This is a genomic window from Algibacter sp. L3A6 (genome assembly GCF_009796825.1).
In the GTDB taxonomy this organism is placed as follows: domain Bacteria; phylum Bacteroidota; class Bacteroidia; order Flavobacteriales; family Flavobacteriaceae; genus Algibacter.
On the sequence record NZ_CP047030.1, the window covers coordinates 1,359,213 to 1,378,267 of the forward strand.

Genomic DNA, 19,055 nt, shown 5'->3' on the forward strand with positions numbered 1-19,055 from the left:
CGGTATAAAAACCATCACCAGGAAAACCATTAGCATAATTATATGTTGTTACACCAGAAGGTAGTGAATTATTAGAAGTTCCCGTGCCAAAAGATTCTACAAAAATAGGATCGCCAGAATTACCATTACAAAAGCCAAGTTGGGCCTGCGATTTAGTAATAACAAAACATGATAGAATTAGCCCTAATATGAGGTTTTTAGTTATAATGATAGCTTTAGTTTTAGTTGTTGTCTTTCTTATTTTAAAAACAATGGTTCGGCTATATTATAAAAATGATTTGATAAAAGATATATTTATCAGATAAACAAACCTATACAAAAACCATACAAATATGTAAAAGCTAGTATATAAAAGGAGTTTAAGATTAGAGCAATGAAAATGCCCGAATAAAATTCGGGCATAACCAACCAAAAATAAAGTTCTATATTAACGTTTTGTCAAGTCAAAAACTAGATCATATTTAATTGGGGACAAGTTCAACATGATCTACATGCTGTTTGGGTTGATTAATTTTACGATTTTAAATAGTATAAAATCTACTCGTTTACTATTGCTGCAATTTTATTTTCAGTTTTTACTATTTCAAAATCAGAAAATAAAACCTGACTCGCTACAAAAGCAAGTGCCGCAAGTAATAAAATACGCTTAAAATTTTTCATGGTTGAGTAGGTTTTGGTAGATTGGTTATGCTAAATTCAAAAATAATTTCGAAAAAGCAAAGAAAACCATAGAATATCTACACAAAAACTAACTTTAAATGTATTTCGTCGATAAAATATATTAAAAAAGTAAGAATTAACTTACCATGTAAAATATAACCCCTTACTAATCAATTATTTTGAAACCTGTATAAGATTGAAGTACTTCAGGAATTACAATACCTTCTTCTGTTTGGTAATTTTCCAAAATACCAGCAAGAACTCTAGGTAAGGCCAATGAGCTTCCGTTTAAAGTATGGGCAAGTTCATTTTTACCTTCAGCATTTTTAAATCGAAGTTTTAATCGGTTTGCTTGAAACGTTTCAAAATTAGATACAGAGGAAATTTCTAACCAACGGTCTTGTGCTGTAGAAAATAATTCGAAATCAAAAGTTAACGCTGAAGTAAAACCTAAATCTCCACCACAAAGTCTTAAAATCCTATAGGGTAATTTTAACTCTTGAAGAATACCTTTAACATGCTCTACCATGCCATCTAATGCCTTATAAGAGTTTGATGGATGTTCTACACGTAAAATTTCAACTTTATCAAACTGATGTAGTCTATTTAAACCACGAACATGAGCGCCGTAACTACCAGCTTCACGTCTAAAACAAGGTGTATAACCTGTAATGCCAATAGGTAATTCACTTTCATCAAGTATAATATCTCTAAAAATATTAGTTCCTGGCACCTCAGCCGTTGGAATTAAGTATAAGTTATCTTCTCCAACGTGGTACATTTGCCCTTCTTTATCTGGCAATTGCCCCGTTCCAAAACCAGAGGCTTCGTTCACTAAAAGTGGTAATTGATATTCTGTATATCCAGCTGCTGTATTTTTGTCTAAAAAGTAAGCAATTAAAGCACGTTGTAAACGCGCTCCTTTACCTTTATATACTGGAAATCCTGCACCTGTAATTTTATTTCCAAGTTCAAAATCTATAATATCATATTTCTTAGCAAGCTCCCAGTGTGGCAATGCACCATCGTGCAATACAGGAATTTCGCCTTCTTTAAAAATCTCTTCGTTATCATCTTCAGTACTTCCTTTAGGCACCGTTTCATTAGGTACATTAGGGATTTTATACAGTAATTGCGCTAAAGCTTCTACTGTAGTATTCAACGTATCACTAAATTCTTTTGAAGCCTCTTTTAGTTGGCTCGTTTTTTCTTTTAAAACATTTGCCTTTTGAGCCTGTCCGGATTTATACAAGTTTCCAATTTCTTTAGAAAGGGAATTCGATTCGGCTAGCGTGTTGTCTAATTCCGTCTGGATGCGTTTACGATCTTCATCTAGCGCAATAACGTCGTTAATCATGCTGGTGGCGTCGATGTTTCTTTTTTCCAAACGACTAATAACCAAATCTTTGTTTTCTTTAATAAAAGGTACTTGTAACATGTGCTGAAAATTTAAGCAACAAATTTAGGGAATTGGGAATTATTTTGAGCCGTTAGTAGCAACGAATTTCACTAATAAGTTCTAATGCCCTGTTAGTAACAATTAAAAGTAAACAGTGCCACTTACTTAGCTTGTAAATCCGAGCTTAAAATCCAATCGTTATGCTTAAAGGCACGCCATTCTAAACTTGCCAAATCAATTTTAGAATCTATAAAAAGTTGATACTTCCTGCCGTTTACGCTCACTTTAGAATTTACATAAACCGCAATGTCTTCGCCTTTTTCGCGATATTCTTTTTTTAGCCGTTGAGCAAACTGCCACATAACATCTGGCTTGGTGCTTGCCGAGCGTTTTTGTTTTGCTGTTAAATAATCGTTCAACTTAACAACAAATCGCTTTCCTGTTTTTTTGTTTTCAACAACGTAAGATGTACTGCCGTGCTTAACTCTTAGCATCATGCGCCAAGATAAACGATGGCCTTCTTCTGTCCAAAGCACATTGTCTTCAATAAAATGATGACGTAACGGTAATGCCATTTGAATTAAAAAATATACTGAAAATAACGTTATTAAAAACGTTTTTCTCTTCGGAAGAAGTACTTCACCTTCAACATATAAAGGCTTCTTTTTTAAAAATATGTTCCTAACAGTTTCAGCTTCAAAAAAGAAAAGGGAAAACGCTAAAGATAAAAAAGGGAAAATTCCGATTTGAAAAACAACAGAATTAAATAAATGAAAAAAGATAGATGCAAAAAACATATACTTTCGTGTTGGCTTAAAAAGTAATAACGGAATTATTAACCCATCGAACAAAATACCTCCGTAAGCCAGAAAGTAATGCACTGTTTTTTGCTGAAGCAATTCGCCTACTAAAACATAGTTCCTTTTACCTCGCATTAAAAGCTCAATAACCGTAGTATCTAACCAATCGGGATAAAATTTAGCAACCGATGCGTAAGTGTAAACAATGAGTAATTGCAGTACAAAAACAAACTTACACCATTGTGGCATCGAAAAACTTTTAACGCTGCTATTTTGGTTAGCATCTATGGAAGCATAGGCATTTGCGGGCATAAAAACCATAATACTACTAAGCAACATTAATAAATAATAATGGTTATTGTATGATGATTTTTGCATTAAATATGTAGCCGACCACATAAACGTAAAGGCTATAATACTAAAACGGTATTTATAACCTAGCATAACGCCCAAGGCAAAAATCCCCATGATGCCGTAATAAAAATACATACCGTTTCCGGGAAGTGGTTGCAACCACTCGAAACCAATAAATGAAAATGTGAATTTTGGTTCTACTAAAGTTTTAGTAATCCAACCTGTAAATATGGCGCCAACCGATTCTAAAAAACATAATAATCCAAAAACAATACGAAATACAACAAGTGCCGAATTATCTATATGTTTAAACAACCAATTATTAACCATGTAGTTTTTGGATATAGTCGCGTGTAAAAATTTTATCTTTTGAAAGTTGTGTTTTTAAAGCCTCAACCGATTCGAATTTTTCTTCATCTCGAATACGCTCTAATAAATTAATTTGAAGAGTTTTATCATAAAGATCGGCATTAAAATCTAAAAAATGAACTTCAATAGTTTGCTTGCTCCCATTAACTGTTGGGTTCACTCCTATATTCATCATACCATAAACCAACTGGTTATTAATTGTAGCATTTACTATATATGCACCTTGTTTTGGTATCAACTTATAATCTTCTTCAATTTTAATATTTGCTGTTGGGTAATCGAGTTGCTTCCCCAAACCTTTACCTTTTACTACGCTTCCATTTAGCATAAATGGATAACCTAAATAACTATTGGCTTTGGCAATATCCCCATCTATTAAAGCGGTTCTGATTTTTGTAGAACTCACGGAAACATCGTCTATATCTTGAGCCGAAATTTCTTCAACTTCAAAACCAAAGCGCTCTCCAAAAGCTTTTAAATCGTTAATATCCGCATTTCTATTTCTGCCAAATCGATGATCGTAACCAATAATTACTTTTTTAGCATGTAGCTTATCAACTAGTATTTGTTTTACAAAATCTTCTGCGGAAAGGCGAGAAAAATCGATTGTGAATTTTTTAACCAATAAATAATCTAAACCTAAAGCCTCCAAAATATCATGACGCTCATCGATTGTATTTATAAGTTTAATGTTAGAATCTTTTTGCAACACCATACGCGGATGTGGAAAAAAGGTAAGAACCACAGATTTTAACCCTTGTAAATTTCCAGCATTAATTAACCGCTTTACTATTTTTTGATGTCCAATATGCACACCATCAAAGGTACCAATGGTTACAATGGTATCGTGGTTTTCTATGGCATTTGCAGAATTACTTAACTTCAACGTATCAATTTTGCACAAATTTACTTATTAAGTCTGTATTAAACCATTAAAGAAAGCGACTATTTTAAATTAGAAACCAAAGTTGCTCATTTAAAAAATAGGTTAAAAGGTAGGGTTTATCGTAATAAATAGAAATATTTAAGTTTCATTCAAAGATTTTTTTGTTATTCCTAACTTAACAACCTATTTTTATTGTCTATGCTTTTTTAAATTTATAAGAATGAAACATTTACACCCTAAATCGATATTATTTTTATTAGTAATTTTTTTCTTTTCTAATTTTGGAAATAGCCAAAATGGGCGAGATTTATGGGGGAAAACAGCTCAGAGCAAATCGGCTAACTCCAAAAAACTAGCACGAAAATCTACTCCTAAAAAAGCATTAGAATACAGTTTAAATATTGAAGGGTTAAAAACGTATTTAAAAAATGCACCACAACGTGAAACTCAAACCACATCGGATATTATTTTAAGTTTCCCTGTTTCCAACGGAAATTTTGAGGAGTTTAAAATAGAAGAAGCTTCTGTTTTACACCCAGATCTTCAGGCAAAAATGCCAGACTCTAGAAGTTATATTGGAAAAAGTATTGAAAATCCAGAAAACACCATTCGTTTTAGTATAACTCCACAAGGCTTACACACAATGCTTATGTCTGCCGGTCAAAGTACGCAATATATAGACCCTATAAGTTATGGTGAAAACAACTATTTAGTATATAGTAAAAGTGATTTACCACAATTAGAAGATCACTTTTCTTGTGAAGTTATTAGCAAAGAGATTGCCGGAAAATCTGCAGGAACCAAAGCAACCGCAGTGGCTTTAAATGATGGATTTATTAGAACTTACCGTATAGCTATTGCGAGCACTATTGAATATTCTGAATTTCATTGGACGGCAGCAGGATTAACTGCTACCGATTTTGAGGACGATAAAAAAAACGCAGTAATGAATGCTATGATTGTAACCATGACTAGAGTTAATGGTGTTTACGAAAGAGAATTATCCGTCAGCATGCAATTTGTAGCAGACAATGAGAATCTTATTTTTATTGATTCAGATTCGTTTACTAATGATGATGTCGATGCATTAATAGACGAAAGCCAAATTCAAATCGATAATATTATTGGAGATAGCAATTATGATATTGGTCACACCTTCAGTACCGGATTCGGAGGCTTGGCTCAACTAGGATCTGTATGTATCTCAACTGTAAAAGCTAGAGGAGTTACGGGCCTAACTTCACCCGTTGGAGATGCTTATGACATCGATTTTGTGGCTCACGAATTAGGGCACCAGTTCGGAGCTCCACACACTTTTAATAGTAATCAAAGTAACTGTGAGGGTAGTAACAGAACGTCTACCAGCGCATACGAACCAGGAAGCGGAACAACTATAATGGCATATGCCGGCATTTGTAGCCCAGACAACGTACAAAGTAATAGTGATGACTATTTTCACATTAATAGCTTACAACTTATTTGGAATCATATAAACAGTACTAATGGCTCGTGTGCAACAGAAACCACAAGCGGAAACGCCGAGCCAGAAGCTATTGTAGATGGAACAAGTTACACGATACCTAAATCTACACCATATAAACTTTCTGGATCATCAACAGATGCCGATGGCATAGCTTCACATACCTACACATGGGAACAATTCGATTTAGGCAGCGCAGGCTTACCTTCTGAAACTAAAAGCACGGGGCCATTAGTACGCTCTTACCAAGGCACAACAAACTCTACGCGATATATTCCTAACTTAAAAGATTTATCTTATTTTAACGGTTCTACAACTTGGGAAAAACTATCATCCGTTGCACGCGATATAAACTTTAAACTCACTGTAAGAGATAATGAAACCTATGGCAGAACAGCATCGGCAGATATGACTGTAACAACCACTGCAGCTGCCGGACCATTTGTTATAACTTCTCAAAACACAAAGAACGAAAGCTGGACACAAAATACTACACAAACCATTACTTGGGATGTAGCTGGAACAACTGGCAACGGTGTAAACACCGCAAAAGTAAACATCCTTTTATCTACCGATGGAGGATTAACATACCCAACTACATTAGCATCTAGCGTGGATAACGATGGATCGGAAGATATAACGGTACCAAACGTGACAGCACAAAACTGTAGAATATTGATTGAGGCAGACGGCAACATCTTTTTTGCGATAAACACCGAAGATTTTGCTATTGGCTATACAGTAACAACAACTTGCTCACAATATACCGCAGCTCCAAACGCGAGCATTCCTGATAATGCAACAGCTTTTGAATATAGCACTATTAATATAAGTCCATCTACAACTATAACAGATATTAATGTAGGTGTCGACATTACACACACTTATAAAGGAGATCTACAACTTGGTTTAATAAGCCCTACCAATCAATTTATTGATTTAATGAAACCACTGTTTTGTACTACAGGAAGTTTAATTATTAAGTTTGATGATAACGCAACTGCTATGGACTGTAATAATACAGTAAGTAACGAAAGCTATCAACCTTTAGGAAGCCTTTCTGATTTTAATGGTGAGGACTCTTCTGGAAATTGGACACTTGCTTATGCCGATTTAGCCAATGGTGATACCGGAGTTTTAAACTCTTGGTTTATTGAAATTTGCGAAACCACTTTAGTACCGCTAAGCGTTACTTCTTTCACGCTAGATGAACTTAAAGTATTCCCTAACCCAAACAATGGTGAATTCACGCTTAAGTTAGCTGCAGCATCGCAAGAGGTTAATGTTGAAGTCTATGATATTCGCGGACGTAGAATTTACGAACAAGCCTTTGAAGGCAACGGTAGCGTTAATGAGAACATTAACTTAAACCATGCGCAATCGGGTATGTATATTTTAAATGTAACCGATGGGTTTAAACAAGCCACGAGGAAGATTATTATTGAATAAATAACTAATTTACTTACCGTTAAAACTATTCATGGTATTGCTCATTCCTGCTAAACCGAAAGATTTAATAAGCTCTACCGACTTGTTTAAACGCTCTTTCATAGTCTTGTTTTCCTCTTCGCTCCACTCGCCAAGAACATAATCGATTTGTTTACCTTTACTGAAGGCATCACTAATCCCGAAACGGAATCTGTTATATTTTGTAGTGTTTAATGTGCTTTGGATATCTTTTAACCCGTTGTGGCCACCATCGCTACCTTTTGCTTTTACACGAATACTACCAAAGGGTAAATTAAGATCATCGGTAATTACTAATAGATTTTCTAAAGGAATTTTTTCTTTGGTAAGCCAATATTGTACCGCTTTACCGCTTAAATTCATGTAGGTACTTGGCTTTAGTAAAATAAAGGTACGTCCTTTTAATTTATAGGTTGTAAGGTCTCCTAATTTCTGTGTAGTAAAGGTTAAATCTTCTTGAGCTGCTAAGTGATCTAATACTTTAAAACCAATATTATGGCGGGTATTTGCATACTCTGCTCCAATGTTTCCTAAACCAACTATTAAATATTTTTTCATAGGATTTTGCGCTTCTATGTTATTTTCTTTTCTAAATATTTTTAATAAAAACTGCCACATTTTATTGTTTTCTTTTAAACAAACATAACCAATACACACCTAACTTATCGTGCCTAACTATTGTTAATAAGTTTGCCTTTGCGTTAGGGATTACAGTGAAAAGCCCACAGCTTTACCAATGGTAATTGGTGGAGCGAGGACTTGCAGCGTAAAGCCCGACCCTTTTCGGGTAACGCCCAAATTATTATTTTGTGTAAAAATAAAAAAGCATCCTGAATTAACAGAATGCTTTTTAGTATTTTGAAGTGAATATGTTCTATTCTTGAGTTGCTTCTGCTGCTGGAGCTTCTGCACCTTCTTCTTCTTCGTCATCTTCAACAACTGCTGTTCTAGAAGTTTTAATTTGACATACAACTGTGTTATCAGTATGTAAGAAAGTATATTTTTCGTTTGCTAATTCGCTAACGGCAACTTTATCACCAATTTTTAATGGAGTAATATCTACTTCAATAAAATCAGGAAGGTTTGCTGGAAGCGCTTTAACACGTAATTTACGGTTGTTTCTACGTAAGATACCACCATTTTTAACACCTTTTGAGTTTCCTACTAAGTTTACAGGAATATCTAAAGCGATTTCTTTGTCTTCGAATAACTGGTAGAAATCTACGTGTAAGATATTGTCTGTTACTGGGTGAAATTGAATATCTTGTAGTACTGCACTAAAAGTTTCACCACCTTCTAAATTAATCACAACTGTATGCGCATTAGGCGTGTATACTAGTTTTGAGAAGGCTAATTCTGCTGCTGCAAAATGTACTGGTTTGTCTCCTCCGTATAATACGCAAGGAACCTGACCAGCATTACGTAAGGCTTTTGCTGCTTTTTTGCCTACGCTTTCTCTTTGAGATCCGTTGATTGTAATTGATTTCATTTTTAATATATATATTTAATTAATACTCTAATTTGTGTTTTCCTTTTCAGAAAAAATTACATTACAAAACTTGAACTGATAGACGTATTGTTGTGTACCTTATCCATAACTTGAGCAAATAAATCTGCGCAACTTAATACACGAATTTTGTCGCTTAATGGTTTTACCGGAATAGAATCGGTTACAATAAGTTCTTCTAATTTTGAGTTTTCTAATTTCTTGTACGCATCACCAGATAAAATTGGGTGTGTACAAATAGCTCTAACGCTCAATGCGCCACGCTCCATCATTAAATCGGCTGCTTTTGCTAGTGTTCCGGCTGTATCAACCATATCATCTACCAATACAACGTTTTTACCTGTTACGTCACCAATAAGTTCCATGTGTGAAATTACATTGGCTTTTGCGCGTTGTTTATAACAAATTACTACATCACTTTTTAACGCTTTAGAATAGGCATAAGCTCTTTTAGAACCTCCCATATCTGGCGATGCAATGGTTAAATTTGGTAAATTTAAACTGCGTAAGTATGGTAAAAATATAGTAGATGCAAAAAGGTGATCTACTGGTTTTTCGAAAAAACCTTGTATTTGATCAGCATGTAAATCCATAGTGATTATACGTGTTGCACCTGCTGCTTCTAACATTTTCGCTACCAATTTTGCCGCAATTGGCACTCTTGGTTTGTCTTTTCTGTCTTGTCTTGCCCAACCAAAGTATGGTAAAACTGCTGTAATATGTCTTGCTGATGCTCGTTTTGCAGCATCAATCATTAACAACATTTCCATTAAGTTTTCTGGACCAGGGTTTGTTGAACCTATGATAAATATACGTGCTCCACGTATAGACTCCTCGTAAGACGGTTGGAATTCTCCATCGCTATAAGTTGAGGTAATTACTTTACCTAGTTTAGCTCCGTATGCTTTAGCGATTTTCTCGCCAAGGACTTTACTTTGAGTACACGCAAAAATTTTAGCTTCTGTTACTACTATGGGCATGGTTAATGTGTTGTTTTATAGGGATAAAAACATCTCTTGTTTTAAACAAGCTGCAAATTTATGGATTTATTTTTACCTAAAATGTATATTGATGCGTATTTTTTGAGTTATATATCGAAAAAATCTATATTTTTGCTGCTCCAAATGCTCAAGTGGTGGAATTGGTAGACACGTCGGATTCAAAATCCGATTCTTCGGAGTGCGGGTTCGATTCCCGCCTTGAGTACTTCTTAATACCGTAAACAACTTAATTTTAGTTTTTTACGGTTTTTTTATGCCAATATTTTGCCGAAAAAACAAGAAAACTTCAATTACCTTAAATTAAAAAAGTTTAGACGCCTTTATAATAGAATTCCCTAAGCGTTTATAAGTTACCTCAGTTCCATTTGCACAAAAATGATAAACCGCTTTCTTTTTTTGCTCAGAAAAAGATAATAAAAAAACATCGTCTACCGAGCAGTTTTGATCTTTAGCAACTTTCTTTTTCACATATCTCATAGAGGAACGACCGCGTTTTAATTGCGATTGAATTTTACCATCCAACTTAGGCTCTAAGTAACCTGCTTCTAGATTACATCCGTTTTTACCTGCTGATTTAAGCGATTCGATTAGAGCAGTTTGTGATTCTGAATCTACAGCATCAAGATACTCCCAAGTATAATCGTTTTTAAGAAACACACGGCGTCCGTCCTCGGTTTTTACAATTTGACCGGTTTGCGAGAAACCAAAAGATGATACAAGTAAAAAGAAGAACAGAGCAAGGATTTTCATAAAATAGATATTGTAATTATAGTATTCAAAAATACAGCTTTCAAACCAAAAGACAGAAACAATAATATCAATTTAAAAACAGATTTTTATTTATCCTATTTATAGCGTTACCCAAAAAGGGTCGGGCTTTCCGCTAAAAGTTTTGGCTCGATGCTCGCCTCGCCAAAAGCTACCGCTGCAATCCCTAACGCGAAAAAAGCCCGCTAATAACACCTTCAACATGCTATCAACAGACTTTATTTATAAAATTTATCCTCTAAAAAAGAGCGCTACTTAATCAATTTTCCTTTTTCTTTAGCCAATTCGTTACGTTCAATTTTATGCTCTGGGCGTGTCCATTTTGGTTTCTCACCTAAAGATTCAAATTCAGAATCGGTTGCTTCTACAGTTTGTGGTTGTACTTTTTTGGTAAAAGGTTTTTGAGGATTCAATCCTAATAACTCAAACATTTTCATGTCTTCATTAACATCAGGATTTGGTGTGGTTAATAATTTATCGCCAGCAAAAATAGAGTTTGCACCAGCAAAAAAGCACATAGCTTGTCCTTCTCTACTCATTTGCGTTCTACCTGCACTTAAACGCACTTGGGTTTCTGGCATAACAATTCTAGTGGTTGCTACCATCCTAATCATTTCCCAAATAGAAACTGGTTTCTCATCTTCAAGCGGTGTGCCTTCTACAGCAACAAGTGCATTAATTGGTGTAGATTCTGGTTGCGGATTTAATGTAGAAAGCGCAACAAGCATACCTGCTCGATCTTTAATATCTTCTCCCATACCAATAATACCACCGCTACAAACGGTAACATTGGTTTTGCGCACATTATCAATAGTATCTAATCGATCTTGGTAACCACGCGTAGATATTACTTCTTTATAATATTCCTCAGAAGAATCTAAATTATGGTTATACGCATACAAACCTGCTTCTGCCAAACGTTGCGCTTGGTTTTCGGTAATCATACCTAAAGTACAACAAACCTCCATGTCGAGTTTATTAATGGTACGTACCATTTCTAAAACGTTATCAAACTCTTCACCATCTTTTACATTGCGCCATGCCGCTCCCATACAAACACGAGAACTTCCACTTGCCTTAGCACGCAGAGCCTGTGCTTTAACTTGTGGCACAGACATTAAATCATTTCCTTCAACATTGGTATGATATCGAGCTGCTTGCGGACAATACCCACAATCTTCACTACAACCACCGGTTTTTATAGAAAGTAAAGTTGATACTTGCACCACATTAGGATCATGATTTACTCGATGTACTGTTGCTGCTTCGTAAAGCAACTCCATTAATGGCTTGTTGTAAATATCTAGAATTTCTTCTTTGGTCCAATTGTGTTTTGTATCGCTCATAGATTCCATTTTTTTCACTCTATCACAGAAAACGTTTAATTAATTTAAACTATATCGCATACCAAATAAGATGTTTTTTGGTGGCATAGGTACAAAACCAGCTTCAATATAATCGGCATTAAATATATTATTCGCTGTAACAGTAAACTCTAATTGCTTTACATTAACAACTAAAGATGCATCCCAAACATTATAGCTATCACCAGTGGTACGTTGTGCATGTTTGTAAATAATATTATGACTTACATTTTTTAATAATTGCGTGCTTAAACGTGTTGTAAAATGATGCTTTAAGGTATTTAAAGAATAGCGCGATAATTCTTTATTCTGATTTAAAATGTCATCTTCTAAAAAATTATAACCCACAGCCAGTGTTTGATTAAACGTATTTAATTTAAAATTATAAGCGGCATCAACCTCAACGCCCTTAGTGTTTACATCTGTAATATTGGTTGCTGTATAAATAGCTTCTGTAGTGTTTGGACGAATAAAATCAATTAGATTTTGTGCGTCTCTATTATAAATTGCCACAGAACCAGAAAACCTTGGTGAAAAATATTTAATTCCAATTTCTTGTGCAAAAGCTTCTTCAACCTCTAAATCTGGATTTCCAGCTGTACTTGGATCATTGTAAAACAAATCGGTATACGTCGGTATTCTATAAGTATAACCAATGTTACCATAAGCCTTTACGGCATCACTTATTTTGTAGCCAACATCTAAACCAGGGAAGGCATAAAAATCGAAATCTGAAAAATAAGTAACAGCAACACCAGGCGTAATATCTAGTTTATCATCAAGAACTTTGAATTTGTGTTCCAAAAACAAGGTCGTCATAAATCGATCGCGATCTCCTAAATTATTACTAGTAATAAAATCTTCAGACATATCGATTCCAAAACCTGTAATACCAGCTTTTGATCTATAAGACCCGTTAACCTCAGCTCCTATTTTATTAGAAATATGTAAATTTCTATAAACCGTTGGATCATTACGTAAATACACATATTCATCTTGGTTTCGTTTCCAGTAAATACGTGGTTTAATTGTTAAGTTTTCAGTTTTAAACTGTGTAGAAAACGCAATTAAGCTGTTTTGAGTTTCTTCATATTGATCAGTTCCACTTTCTCTTGCATAAAAACCATTAGCACCAAACTTTCTCTCTTGAAAAGTAGCGATCATTTCAATAGCTTTTTTGTCTTTATTGAATACACTTTTTACAAAAAAGTTACTATTATCGTAATCGGTATTGTATCGATAACCAGCCGAAGACATTTTGTCGACATGCACAATATGCGATGAATTCTCTAAATCTGTAGCAATAGTAACACCAGCGTTTAACTGACCAAACGAACCTGTTTCCGCTTTAACAGAAACCGTATTGTTTAATTCTTTTTTAGTAACAATATTAATAGCACCGTTAAAAGCATTTTGCCCAAATATACGGGCAGCAGGACCTTTAATAATTTCAATACGCTCAATAACCTCTATTGGTAAAGCGGCATTCATGGTGTGATGCCCTGTTTGTACATCATTCATTTTAACACCATCTATAAGTAAAAGCGTTTGATCAAAACTTCCGCCTCTAATGTATAAATCGGCCTGACTTCCACCAGTACCACGACGCCTTACATCTATACCAGCCACTTGTTGCAATAAATCGGCTATGTTATTGGCAGCACTATTTTTAATAGCTTCCGCTGAAATAATATTTATAGTTCTTGAGTTTTCCTTAAAAGGAAGGTTTATTCTTGTCGACGCTACAACTATAGTATCTAAGTCTTGTTTTTGTTGCTCTTGTTGTGCATGCGAGATAAATGTGCACATAATAAAAGCAGTTAAAGCGAATGTAGTTTTCATAAAAGTTTTGTTTATAACGCTGCAAAAGTCGTAACTTTCCGGACGAGTTAAGTAGTCCAGTTTTAAAACAATGAATAGTCCGGTTAGTAATCTCTTACAGCAATTAATACAATTTGAAAAAAAAACGTCGCAACCCGTATACATTCAAATAGCTCAGCAAATTATAAATGCTATTCAGCGCGGTTATTTATCCATAGGAACAGCATTACCAGGAACCCGTGTTTTAAGTCAGAAATTAAAAATCCACAGAAACACCGTAGTAGCTGTTTACGATGAGCTAGCCTCACAAGGCTGGGTAGAAATAATACCCAACAAAGGCACATTTATTTTGGTTCCGGAACAAGCAACAGCACCTATAAAAGCTACAGCTCACCAAATAGACCAAGTTTATCAATACCCAAAAACTGCCGGTTTTCCTTTTCAAACATCATTTAATTTAGCTTCTACATTACAAACTACAAAGGCAGAATATAGCATAAACGATGGCAACCCAGATTTAACGCTGCATCCGGTTCACGAATTTTCTAGATGGTATAGTGCCGCCATGAAACGGAAATCATTAATTTCAAAATGGAACCAAACCACAGCGGTATCCTATTCAAAATTTGAAACTCAACTCTGTAATTATTTAAACGCCACTAGAGGGTTTCATATAAAGCCAAACAACCTTATAAGTACGCGAAGTACAGAAATGAGTTTGTATATTGTTTCTCAGCTTTTAATAAAACCTAAGGATGTTGTTTTGGTGGGCCACTTAAGTAACTATGCTTCAAATATGATTTTTCAGCAAGCTGGAGCAGACATAAAAACAATTCCGGTAGACGAAAACGGTTTAGACGTCGATTACATAAGAACTCATTTTATAAAAGGTAGTATTCGCTTTATATACATCTGTGCACATAGGCATTACCCAACTACAGTAACGCTTAGTGCCGAGCGCCGATTAAAACTATTAGAACTAGCAAAAACCTACAAATTTGCTATTATTGAAGACGATTACGATTACGATTTTCAGTATAACGGTTCTGCCATGTTACCTATGGCAAGTGCCGATGGTAATGGTATGGTGGTTTATTTAGGAAAACTAGGGCAATCACTATTCCCTAGTTTTCAAACGGGATTTGTAGTGGCTCCTGAAAGTTTAATTTCTGAAGCAAAAAACTATTTGCAATTACTAGACAAGCAAGGCGACATGATACAAGAGCAAATACTCGCCGAGTTAATTCATGAAGGTGAAATATACCGACTGCTAAAAAAAAACATTGTAACTTATAAGGAAAGGCGCGATTGTTTATGTGAACACTTAACCACATATTTTAAAAATATTATTACTTGGGAAAAACCATCGGGTGGCTTAGCAATATGGTTGCGATTTAGCAATAAAATTTCTTTGGTGAAATTGGCTGAAGCATCAGAAAAACTCAACTTATTTCTTCCAAAAACAATACTTTATCAAGACAAAGATACTTGCGCTATCCGTTTTGGTTTTGGACAGCTCAATGAAGAAGAATTAGAGACTGCAATTAAAACTTTAAAAACCGCTTATGACATTGTGGGTCCTGCATCTGGCACAACATAAATAGGAGCCACTTTCTCTATATCAAATTCCGTTTTACAAGCTTCACATCTGTATTTATGTTTTGTATAAATTGGCAAAGCAGATGTGATAATATTAGTGATGAAAGCAAAAACAAAGGCAAAAAGCGCTTTAATATCCTTTATTGTGGAATAAAGTTCAATTTTATCACTTTTACAATTCGGGCATTTTATGGCATTGCCTTGGTTATCTAAAGAGAATTTGTTTATCGATTTTAAAATATGTTCGGCTTCTTCAGCTTGATACGATAATACTTTCAGTTTTACGCCACCAATAGCATTACTTACTAAAGGATCGGTATCTATAGTAAGGTTATCGAATAAAAACACTTGAATACCATCGGCCTCCAAACGACCTTTTATAATTTGTGCTTCGGTGGAATATTGAAATCTAGCTATGGTTTTAAAAGTATCGATCATATTAATAATTTATTCAAGTTTAAAAAAGCTTAAACACTAACAACATGCAAGATACAACTAAAAAAGTCAACTTTTACACCTTGAATAATTTCATCTAAAACATCGCTTACATAATAAGTTTTAGAGGATAATTTCTCTTTTTAAAAACAGCTAAAGCTATAAATAGTCTTAAAAAAAAGCCCAAAAATCAAAATAGATTATTGGGCTTTTTAGTTTTATAAAGATTAATCTTTAATTACTTCTCTGAGGTATTATTTTTTTCAGAAACTACCTCAGCAGCTTCAACATCTTTCCCTTTTAAATACTCTGGTAATTGCATACCAGCCATATCGAACATTTCTTGTAAAGGTGGTACAGATTTGTACATACCAGAAAGGAAATTAGCTGTTGACGATTTTCCATCTTTTCCGCCACCATTTTCCCAAACAGTAACCTTATCAATTTTAATATTTTTAATGGCTTCCGATTGCATTCTTACCAATTCTGGTAATTTATCAGCAACTAAAAGCAATACAGCGTCTTTAGAGTTATTTCCGGCAGCCTTCACAATTTGATCTAAACCGGCAGCTTGCTTCGTTAATACTTCATATAAACCTTGTGCTTCTGCTTGCGCTTTAAAAAGAATACCATCAGCCTCACCTTTAGCGCGACGTCTTGTTCTTTCAGCTTCCGCTTCAGCATCAATTTCAACTTTCTTTTTATCAATTTCCGCTGGTACAATAATATCTGCCATTTGAGAAGAACGCTCACGTTCAGCCCTCGCAGTTTCCGCTAATTGTTCCGCAGCATAAGATTCCTCTAAAGCTTTTGCACTTTGTACTTTTTCTGAAGCATTTGCTACACGTTCTGCTTCTGCTTCACGTTGACGACGTAAAGAATCGGAATTTGCAACAGCAATTTTCGCCTTATTTTCACCCTCAACCGCTTGTGCATTTGCAGCAGCAACCTGAGTTCTTTCATCTTGTACCGCATTCGCTTCACCAATAGAACCATCTCTAGTTTTTTCGGCAACCGATTTACGTGCTGCATTTATTGCGTGTGCCGCAGCTTCCTTACCTAAAGCTTCAATATAACCAGACTCATCAACGATATCGGTGATATTTACGTTAATTAGTTTTAAACCCACTTTCTTTAATTCTGTTTCTACAGATTGAGAAATATTAGTTAAAAACTTATCACGGTCATTATTAATTTCTTCAATATCCATAGAAGCCACTACTAAACGTAACTGACCGAATATAATTTCTTGTGCTAAATCTTGAATTTCATTTTGACCTAAACCTAAAAGACGTTCCGCAGCATTTTGCATAACTCCAGGCTCGGTAGAAACACCAATTGTAAAACGTGATGGCACGTTTACACGAATATTTTGTTTAGAAAGGGCGTTTACTAAATTCACCTCAATAGAAATAGGTGTTAAATCTAGAAACTCGTAATCTTGAATTACAGGCACAATAAAAGCTGCACCACCATGGATACATTTTGCCGATTGCCCACCGCCAACTTTACCATAAACTACTAAAATTCTATCTGAAGGACAGCGTTTATAGCGCCTAACTAATACGATAAAAAATAAAAATACGAATAAAATAGCTGCAATTACAGCGATTGGAAAACCCAATTGAAGGTTCTCCTGTACAAAAAGTGATAGCATGTGTTATTTATTTAGTTGTTCTACAATTAATATTCCGTTTGTGGTAACTTCTCTTACCGATATTACTGATCCAGATTTAAGGTCTGTTTCCGAGTCTGTTAAAGCTTCAAGTTCTCTTAAAGCACCTTGCACTCTTACATGAGCCTTACCTATAGTTGAGCGTTTAGCACCAATGGTTAAATACACTTCGCCAACACTACCAATAGCATTTTTCATTTTTAAAGTCCCGCTATGGTTTAGTTTTTGCATAAAATAAAACATGGCAGCCATTACCGCCATCATGGCTAAACCACAAAGAATGGAAACCATTACGGTTATTGGTTTAGAGAAGCCTGCATCAATACACGCAATACCACTCCAACCAAAAAGGGTGAAAAAGCCAACAAGGTTTTTAAAGGTTATAAACTGAAACCCAATACCAGTATCGGCTTCAATTTCGGCATCGGTATCTAAATCTCCCGAATCGCCACCAATAAACGTGGTTACAATGGTGATTACAAAAATAAAAGAGCCAATTAATGCAATGCCCCAATAAATTTGTGTAAAAAGCGCCAAGCTGTAAAACCACTCCATAATTTTAGATTTAAAAAAATTAATAATTAAATGTAATACCTTTTTTACGATCGAACAATTTATTTTGAAAGTATAATAAAAACTGCATTCCCTCTAAACACTACAACGATAATAAGTGTGTTTTTCAATCCGTTTCGAGGTCTTTAATTTCAAAAAACAAACTATTGATCTTTAAAGAGTTCATTCGATATTTAAAATCCCACACATTCAAAAAGCAAGACCTAACTACTCCTTATAAGTAGCTCATATTGATGTTTTGTTACAACAACATTCTAAAATAGGTGTTATTTCTAAAATACACACACCCGAAAAATATTGGCAGCACTAACTTATTCGCACTAAAAAACACCTATTAGAACGCACTTGCTTTTTTATTAAAACCACTAAAAAACACATTTAAACAGACAAAACACACAGATAGTCGGTATTTTTTATATATTCGCTTCTTAAATTTAAAAACCCAAATCAAAAATGAAAAAATTAATTTTACTTTTAAGCGTTATTACATTAACCTTTAGCTCATGTAGTAGTGACGACGATTCTCAAGATTCAATTATTGGAATATGGAATTATTACCAAAGTTTTGAAAATGATGAAGAATACGAACTTGATACTTGTGAGAAACAAGATGAAATAATCTTTAATGCTGACGGAACCTTCTCTACAAAAGGCTATTACGAAAACGAAGATGATGTTTGTTCTCTTGACTATGAATCAACCGGAACTTGGGTAAATCTAGGTGACAATATTTACGAGTTTACAGATGATGAAGATAACTATACAAGTACAGCAACCATTATTTTTTCTGGCAATACATTTTATTTTATTGATGAAGATGGATCGGACACATACAAAGATGTATATATCAAAAATTAATTTTCTTATCGTTAAATAATACAAACGCCTTCAATTGAA

At 34.6% G+C, this 19,055-nt stretch carries 16 protein-coding genes and 1 tRNA gene; 4 read left to right on the top strand and 13 right to left on the bottom strand.

Annotated elements, in window-relative coordinates; translation table 11 throughout:
- Positions 1-537 precede the first annotated feature (537 nt).
- From GQR98_RS19230 to GQR98_RS05685, 4 genes are all read right to left on the bottom strand, one after another.
- The gene (locus tag GQR98_RS19230; RefSeq protein ID WP_262885141.1) at positions 538-660 is read right to left on the bottom strand and encodes a hypothetical protein; all 123 of its coding nucleotides are present in this window, start codon (positions 658-660) and stop codon (positions 538-540) included.
- Positions 661-826: 166 nt separating this feature from the next.
- Positions 827-2,098, bottom strand: coding sequence for a serine--tRNA ligase (serS, locus tag GQR98_RS05675; protein ID WP_159018659.1), 1,272 nt, complete (start codon positions 2,096-2,098; stop codon positions 827-829).
- Between the two features lie 122 nt (positions 2,099-2,220).
- Positions 2,221-3,543 (bottom strand): HTTM domain-containing protein, encoded by a 1,323-nt coding sequence (locus GQR98_RS05680; protein ID WP_159018660.1) that lies wholly within the window; start codon positions 3,541-3,543, stop codon positions 2,221-2,223.
- Positions 3,536-4,468, bottom strand: a complete 933-nt coding sequence (locus GQR98_RS05685; RefSeq protein ID WP_159018661.1) for a bifunctional riboflavin kinase/FAD synthetase — start codon at positions 4,466-4,468, stop codon at positions 3,536-3,538. Before GQR98_RS05685 ends, GQR98_RS05680 begins: the two co-directional genes overlap by 8 nt.
- A 220-nt stretch (positions 4,469-4,688) precedes the next feature.
- Here GQR98_RS05685 and GQR98_RS05690 point away from each other — a divergent pair, with 220 nt between their 5' ends.
- A complete protein-coding gene (locus GQR98_RS05690; RefSeq protein ID WP_159018662.1) occupies positions 4,689-7,397 on the top strand; it encodes a reprolysin-like metallopeptidase in 2,709 nt (902 codons plus the stop codon).
- A gap of 9 nt (positions 7,398-7,406) precedes the next feature.
- On the opposite strand, the gene pth is transcribed toward GQR98_RS05690, so the two are convergent.
- From pth to GQR98_RS05705, 3 genes are all read right to left on the bottom strand, one after another.
- Positions 7,407-7,973 (bottom strand): aminoacyl-tRNA hydrolase, encoded by a 567-nt coding sequence (pth, locus tag GQR98_RS05695; RefSeq protein WP_233268085.1) that lies wholly within the window; start codon positions 7,971-7,973, stop codon positions 7,407-7,409.
- Between the two features lie 316 nt (positions 7,974-8,289).
- A complete protein-coding gene (locus tag GQR98_RS05700) occupies positions 8,290-8,904 on the bottom strand; it encodes a 50S ribosomal protein L25/general stress protein Ctc (protein ID WP_159018664.1) in 615 nt (204 codons plus the stop codon).
- 56 nt (positions 8,905-8,960) lie between these two features.
- Positions 8,961-9,902, bottom strand: a complete 942-nt coding sequence (locus tag GQR98_RS05705) for a ribose-phosphate pyrophosphokinase (RefSeq protein WP_042496101.1) — start codon at positions 9,900-9,902, stop codon at positions 8,961-8,963.
- Between the two features lie 146 nt (positions 9,903-10,048).
- Between GQR98_RS05705 and GQR98_RS05710 the strand changes: the two genes are divergently transcribed.
- Positions 10,049-10,128, top strand: a tRNA-Leu gene (locus tag GQR98_RS05710).
- A gap of 95 nt (positions 10,129-10,223) precedes the next feature.
- Here GQR98_RS05710 and GQR98_RS05715 read toward each other — a convergent pair.
- The 3 genes from GQR98_RS05715 to GQR98_RS05725 all read right to left on the bottom strand — a co-directional run bounded on the left by GQR98_RS05715 (position 10,224) and on the right by GQR98_RS05725 (position 13,897).
- Positions 10,224-10,673 carry a DUF3157 family protein gene (locus GQR98_RS05715; protein WP_159018665.1) on the bottom strand — a complete coding sequence of 150 codons (450 nt, stop codon included), beginning with the start codon at positions 10,671-10,673 and terminating at the stop codon, positions 10,224-10,226.
- A gap of 269 nt (positions 10,674-10,942) precedes the next feature.
- Entirely contained in the window at positions 10,943-12,037 is a 1,095-nt protein-coding gene (gene bioB, locus GQR98_RS05720) for a biotin synthase BioB (RefSeq protein WP_159018666.1), read from the bottom strand.
- A gap of 39 nt (positions 12,038-12,076) precedes the next feature.
- Positions 12,077-13,897 carry a TonB-dependent receptor plug domain-containing protein gene (locus GQR98_RS05725; RefSeq protein WP_159018667.1) on the bottom strand — a complete coding sequence of 607 codons (1,821 nt, stop codon included), beginning with the start codon at positions 13,895-13,897 and terminating at the stop codon, positions 12,077-12,079.
- Positions 13,898-13,967: 70 nt separating this feature from the next.
- Here GQR98_RS05725 and GQR98_RS05730 point away from each other — a divergent pair, with 70 nt between their 5' ends.
- Positions 13,968-15,476 carry a PLP-dependent aminotransferase family protein gene (locus GQR98_RS05730; RefSeq protein WP_159018668.1) on the top strand — a complete coding sequence of 503 codons (1,509 nt, stop codon included), beginning with the start codon at positions 13,968-13,970 and terminating at the stop codon, positions 15,474-15,476.
- Here GQR98_RS05730 and GQR98_RS05735 read toward each other — a convergent pair.
- The 3 genes from GQR98_RS05735 to GQR98_RS05745 all read right to left on the bottom strand — a co-directional run bounded on the left by GQR98_RS05735 (position 15,440) and on the right by GQR98_RS05745 (position 18,140).
- Positions 15,440-15,913 carry a DUF2007 domain-containing protein gene (locus GQR98_RS05735; protein ID WP_159018669.1) on the bottom strand — a complete coding sequence of 158 codons (474 nt, stop codon included), beginning with the start codon at positions 15,911-15,913 and terminating at the stop codon, positions 15,440-15,442. The genes GQR98_RS05730 and GQR98_RS05735 overlap by 37 nt on opposite strands.
- Positions 15,914-16,148: 235 nt before the next feature.
- Positions 16,149-17,567, bottom strand: a complete 1,419-nt coding sequence (locus GQR98_RS05740) for a flotillin family protein (RefSeq protein ID WP_159018670.1) — start codon at positions 17,565-17,567, stop codon at positions 16,149-16,151.
- A 3-nt stretch (positions 17,568-17,570) separates the two neighbouring features.
- Positions 17,571-18,140, bottom strand: a complete 570-nt coding sequence (locus tag GQR98_RS05745; protein WP_317164218.1) for a hypothetical protein — start codon at positions 18,138-18,140, stop codon at positions 17,571-17,573.
- A 471-nt stretch (positions 18,141-18,611) separates the two neighbouring features.
- On the opposite strand from GQR98_RS05745, the gene GQR98_RS05750 reads away from it, so the two are divergent.
- Complete coding sequence (locus GQR98_RS05750; protein WP_159018671.1) at positions 18,612-19,016, top strand: lipocalin family protein; 405 nt, start codon at positions 18,612-18,614, stop codon at positions 19,014-19,016.
- Positions 19,017-19,055 lie beyond the last annotated feature (39 nt).

What these genes read in the sequence shown, in the direction of transcription:
- GQR98_RS05725 (WP_159018667.1), bottom strand. Translation starts at nt 13,897, where the DNA reads ATGAAAACTACATTCGCTTTAACTGCTTTTATTATGTGCACATTTATC.
- GQR98_RS19230 (WP_262885141.1), bottom strand. Translation starts at nt 660, where the DNA reads ATGAAAAATTTTAAGCGTATTTTATTACTTGCGGCACTTGCTTTTGTA.
- GQR98_RS05745 (WP_317164218.1), bottom strand. Translation starts at nt 18,140, where the DNA reads ATGGAGTGGTTTTACAGCTTGGCGCTTTTTACACAAATTTATTGGGGC.
- GQR98_RS05705 (WP_042496101.1), bottom strand. Translation starts at nt 9,902, where the DNA reads ATGCCCATAGTAGTAACAGAAGCTAAAATTTTTGCGTGTACTCAAAGT.
- GQR98_RS05730 (WP_159018668.1), top strand. Translation starts at nt 13,968, where the DNA reads ATGAATAGTCCGGTTAGTAATCTCTTACAGCAATTAATACAATTTGAA.
- GQR98_RS05700 (WP_159018664.1), bottom strand. Translation starts at nt 8,904, where the DNA reads ATGAAATCAATTACAATCAACGGATCTCAAAGAGAAAGCGTAGGCAAA.
- serS (WP_159018659.1), bottom strand. Translation starts at nt 2,098, where the DNA reads ATGTTACAAGTACCTTTTATTAAAGAAAACAAAGATTTGGTTATTAGT.
- GQR98_RS05740 (WP_159018670.1), bottom strand. Translation starts at nt 17,567, where the DNA reads ATGCTATCACTTTTTGTACAGGAGAACCTTCAATTGGGTTTTCCAATC.
- GQR98_RS05680 (WP_159018660.1), bottom strand. Translation starts at nt 3,543, where the DNA reads ATGGTTAATAATTGGTTGTTTAAACATATAGATAATTCGGCACTTGTT.
- pth (WP_233268085.1), bottom strand. Translation starts at nt 7,973, where the DNA reads ATGAAAAAATATTTAATAGTTGGTTTAGGAAACATTGGAGCAGAGTAT.
- bioB (WP_159018666.1), bottom strand. Translation starts at nt 12,037, where the DNA reads ATGAGCGATACAAAACACAATTGGACCAAAGAAGAAATTCTAGATATT.
- GQR98_RS05750 (WP_159018671.1), top strand. Translation starts at nt 18,612, where the DNA reads ATGAAAAAATTAATTTTACTTTTAAGCGTTATTACATTAACCTTTAGC.
- GQR98_RS05715 (WP_159018665.1), bottom strand. Translation starts at nt 10,673, where the DNA reads ATGAAAATCCTTGCTCTGTTCTTCTTTTTACTTGTATCATCTTTTGGT.
- GQR98_RS05735 (WP_159018669.1), bottom strand. Translation starts at nt 15,913, where the DNA reads ATGATCGATACTTTTAAAACCATAGCTAGATTTCAATATTCCACCGAA.
- GQR98_RS05690 (WP_159018662.1), top strand. Translation starts at nt 4,689, where the DNA reads ATGAAACATTTACACCCTAAATCGATATTATTTTTATTAGTAATTTTT.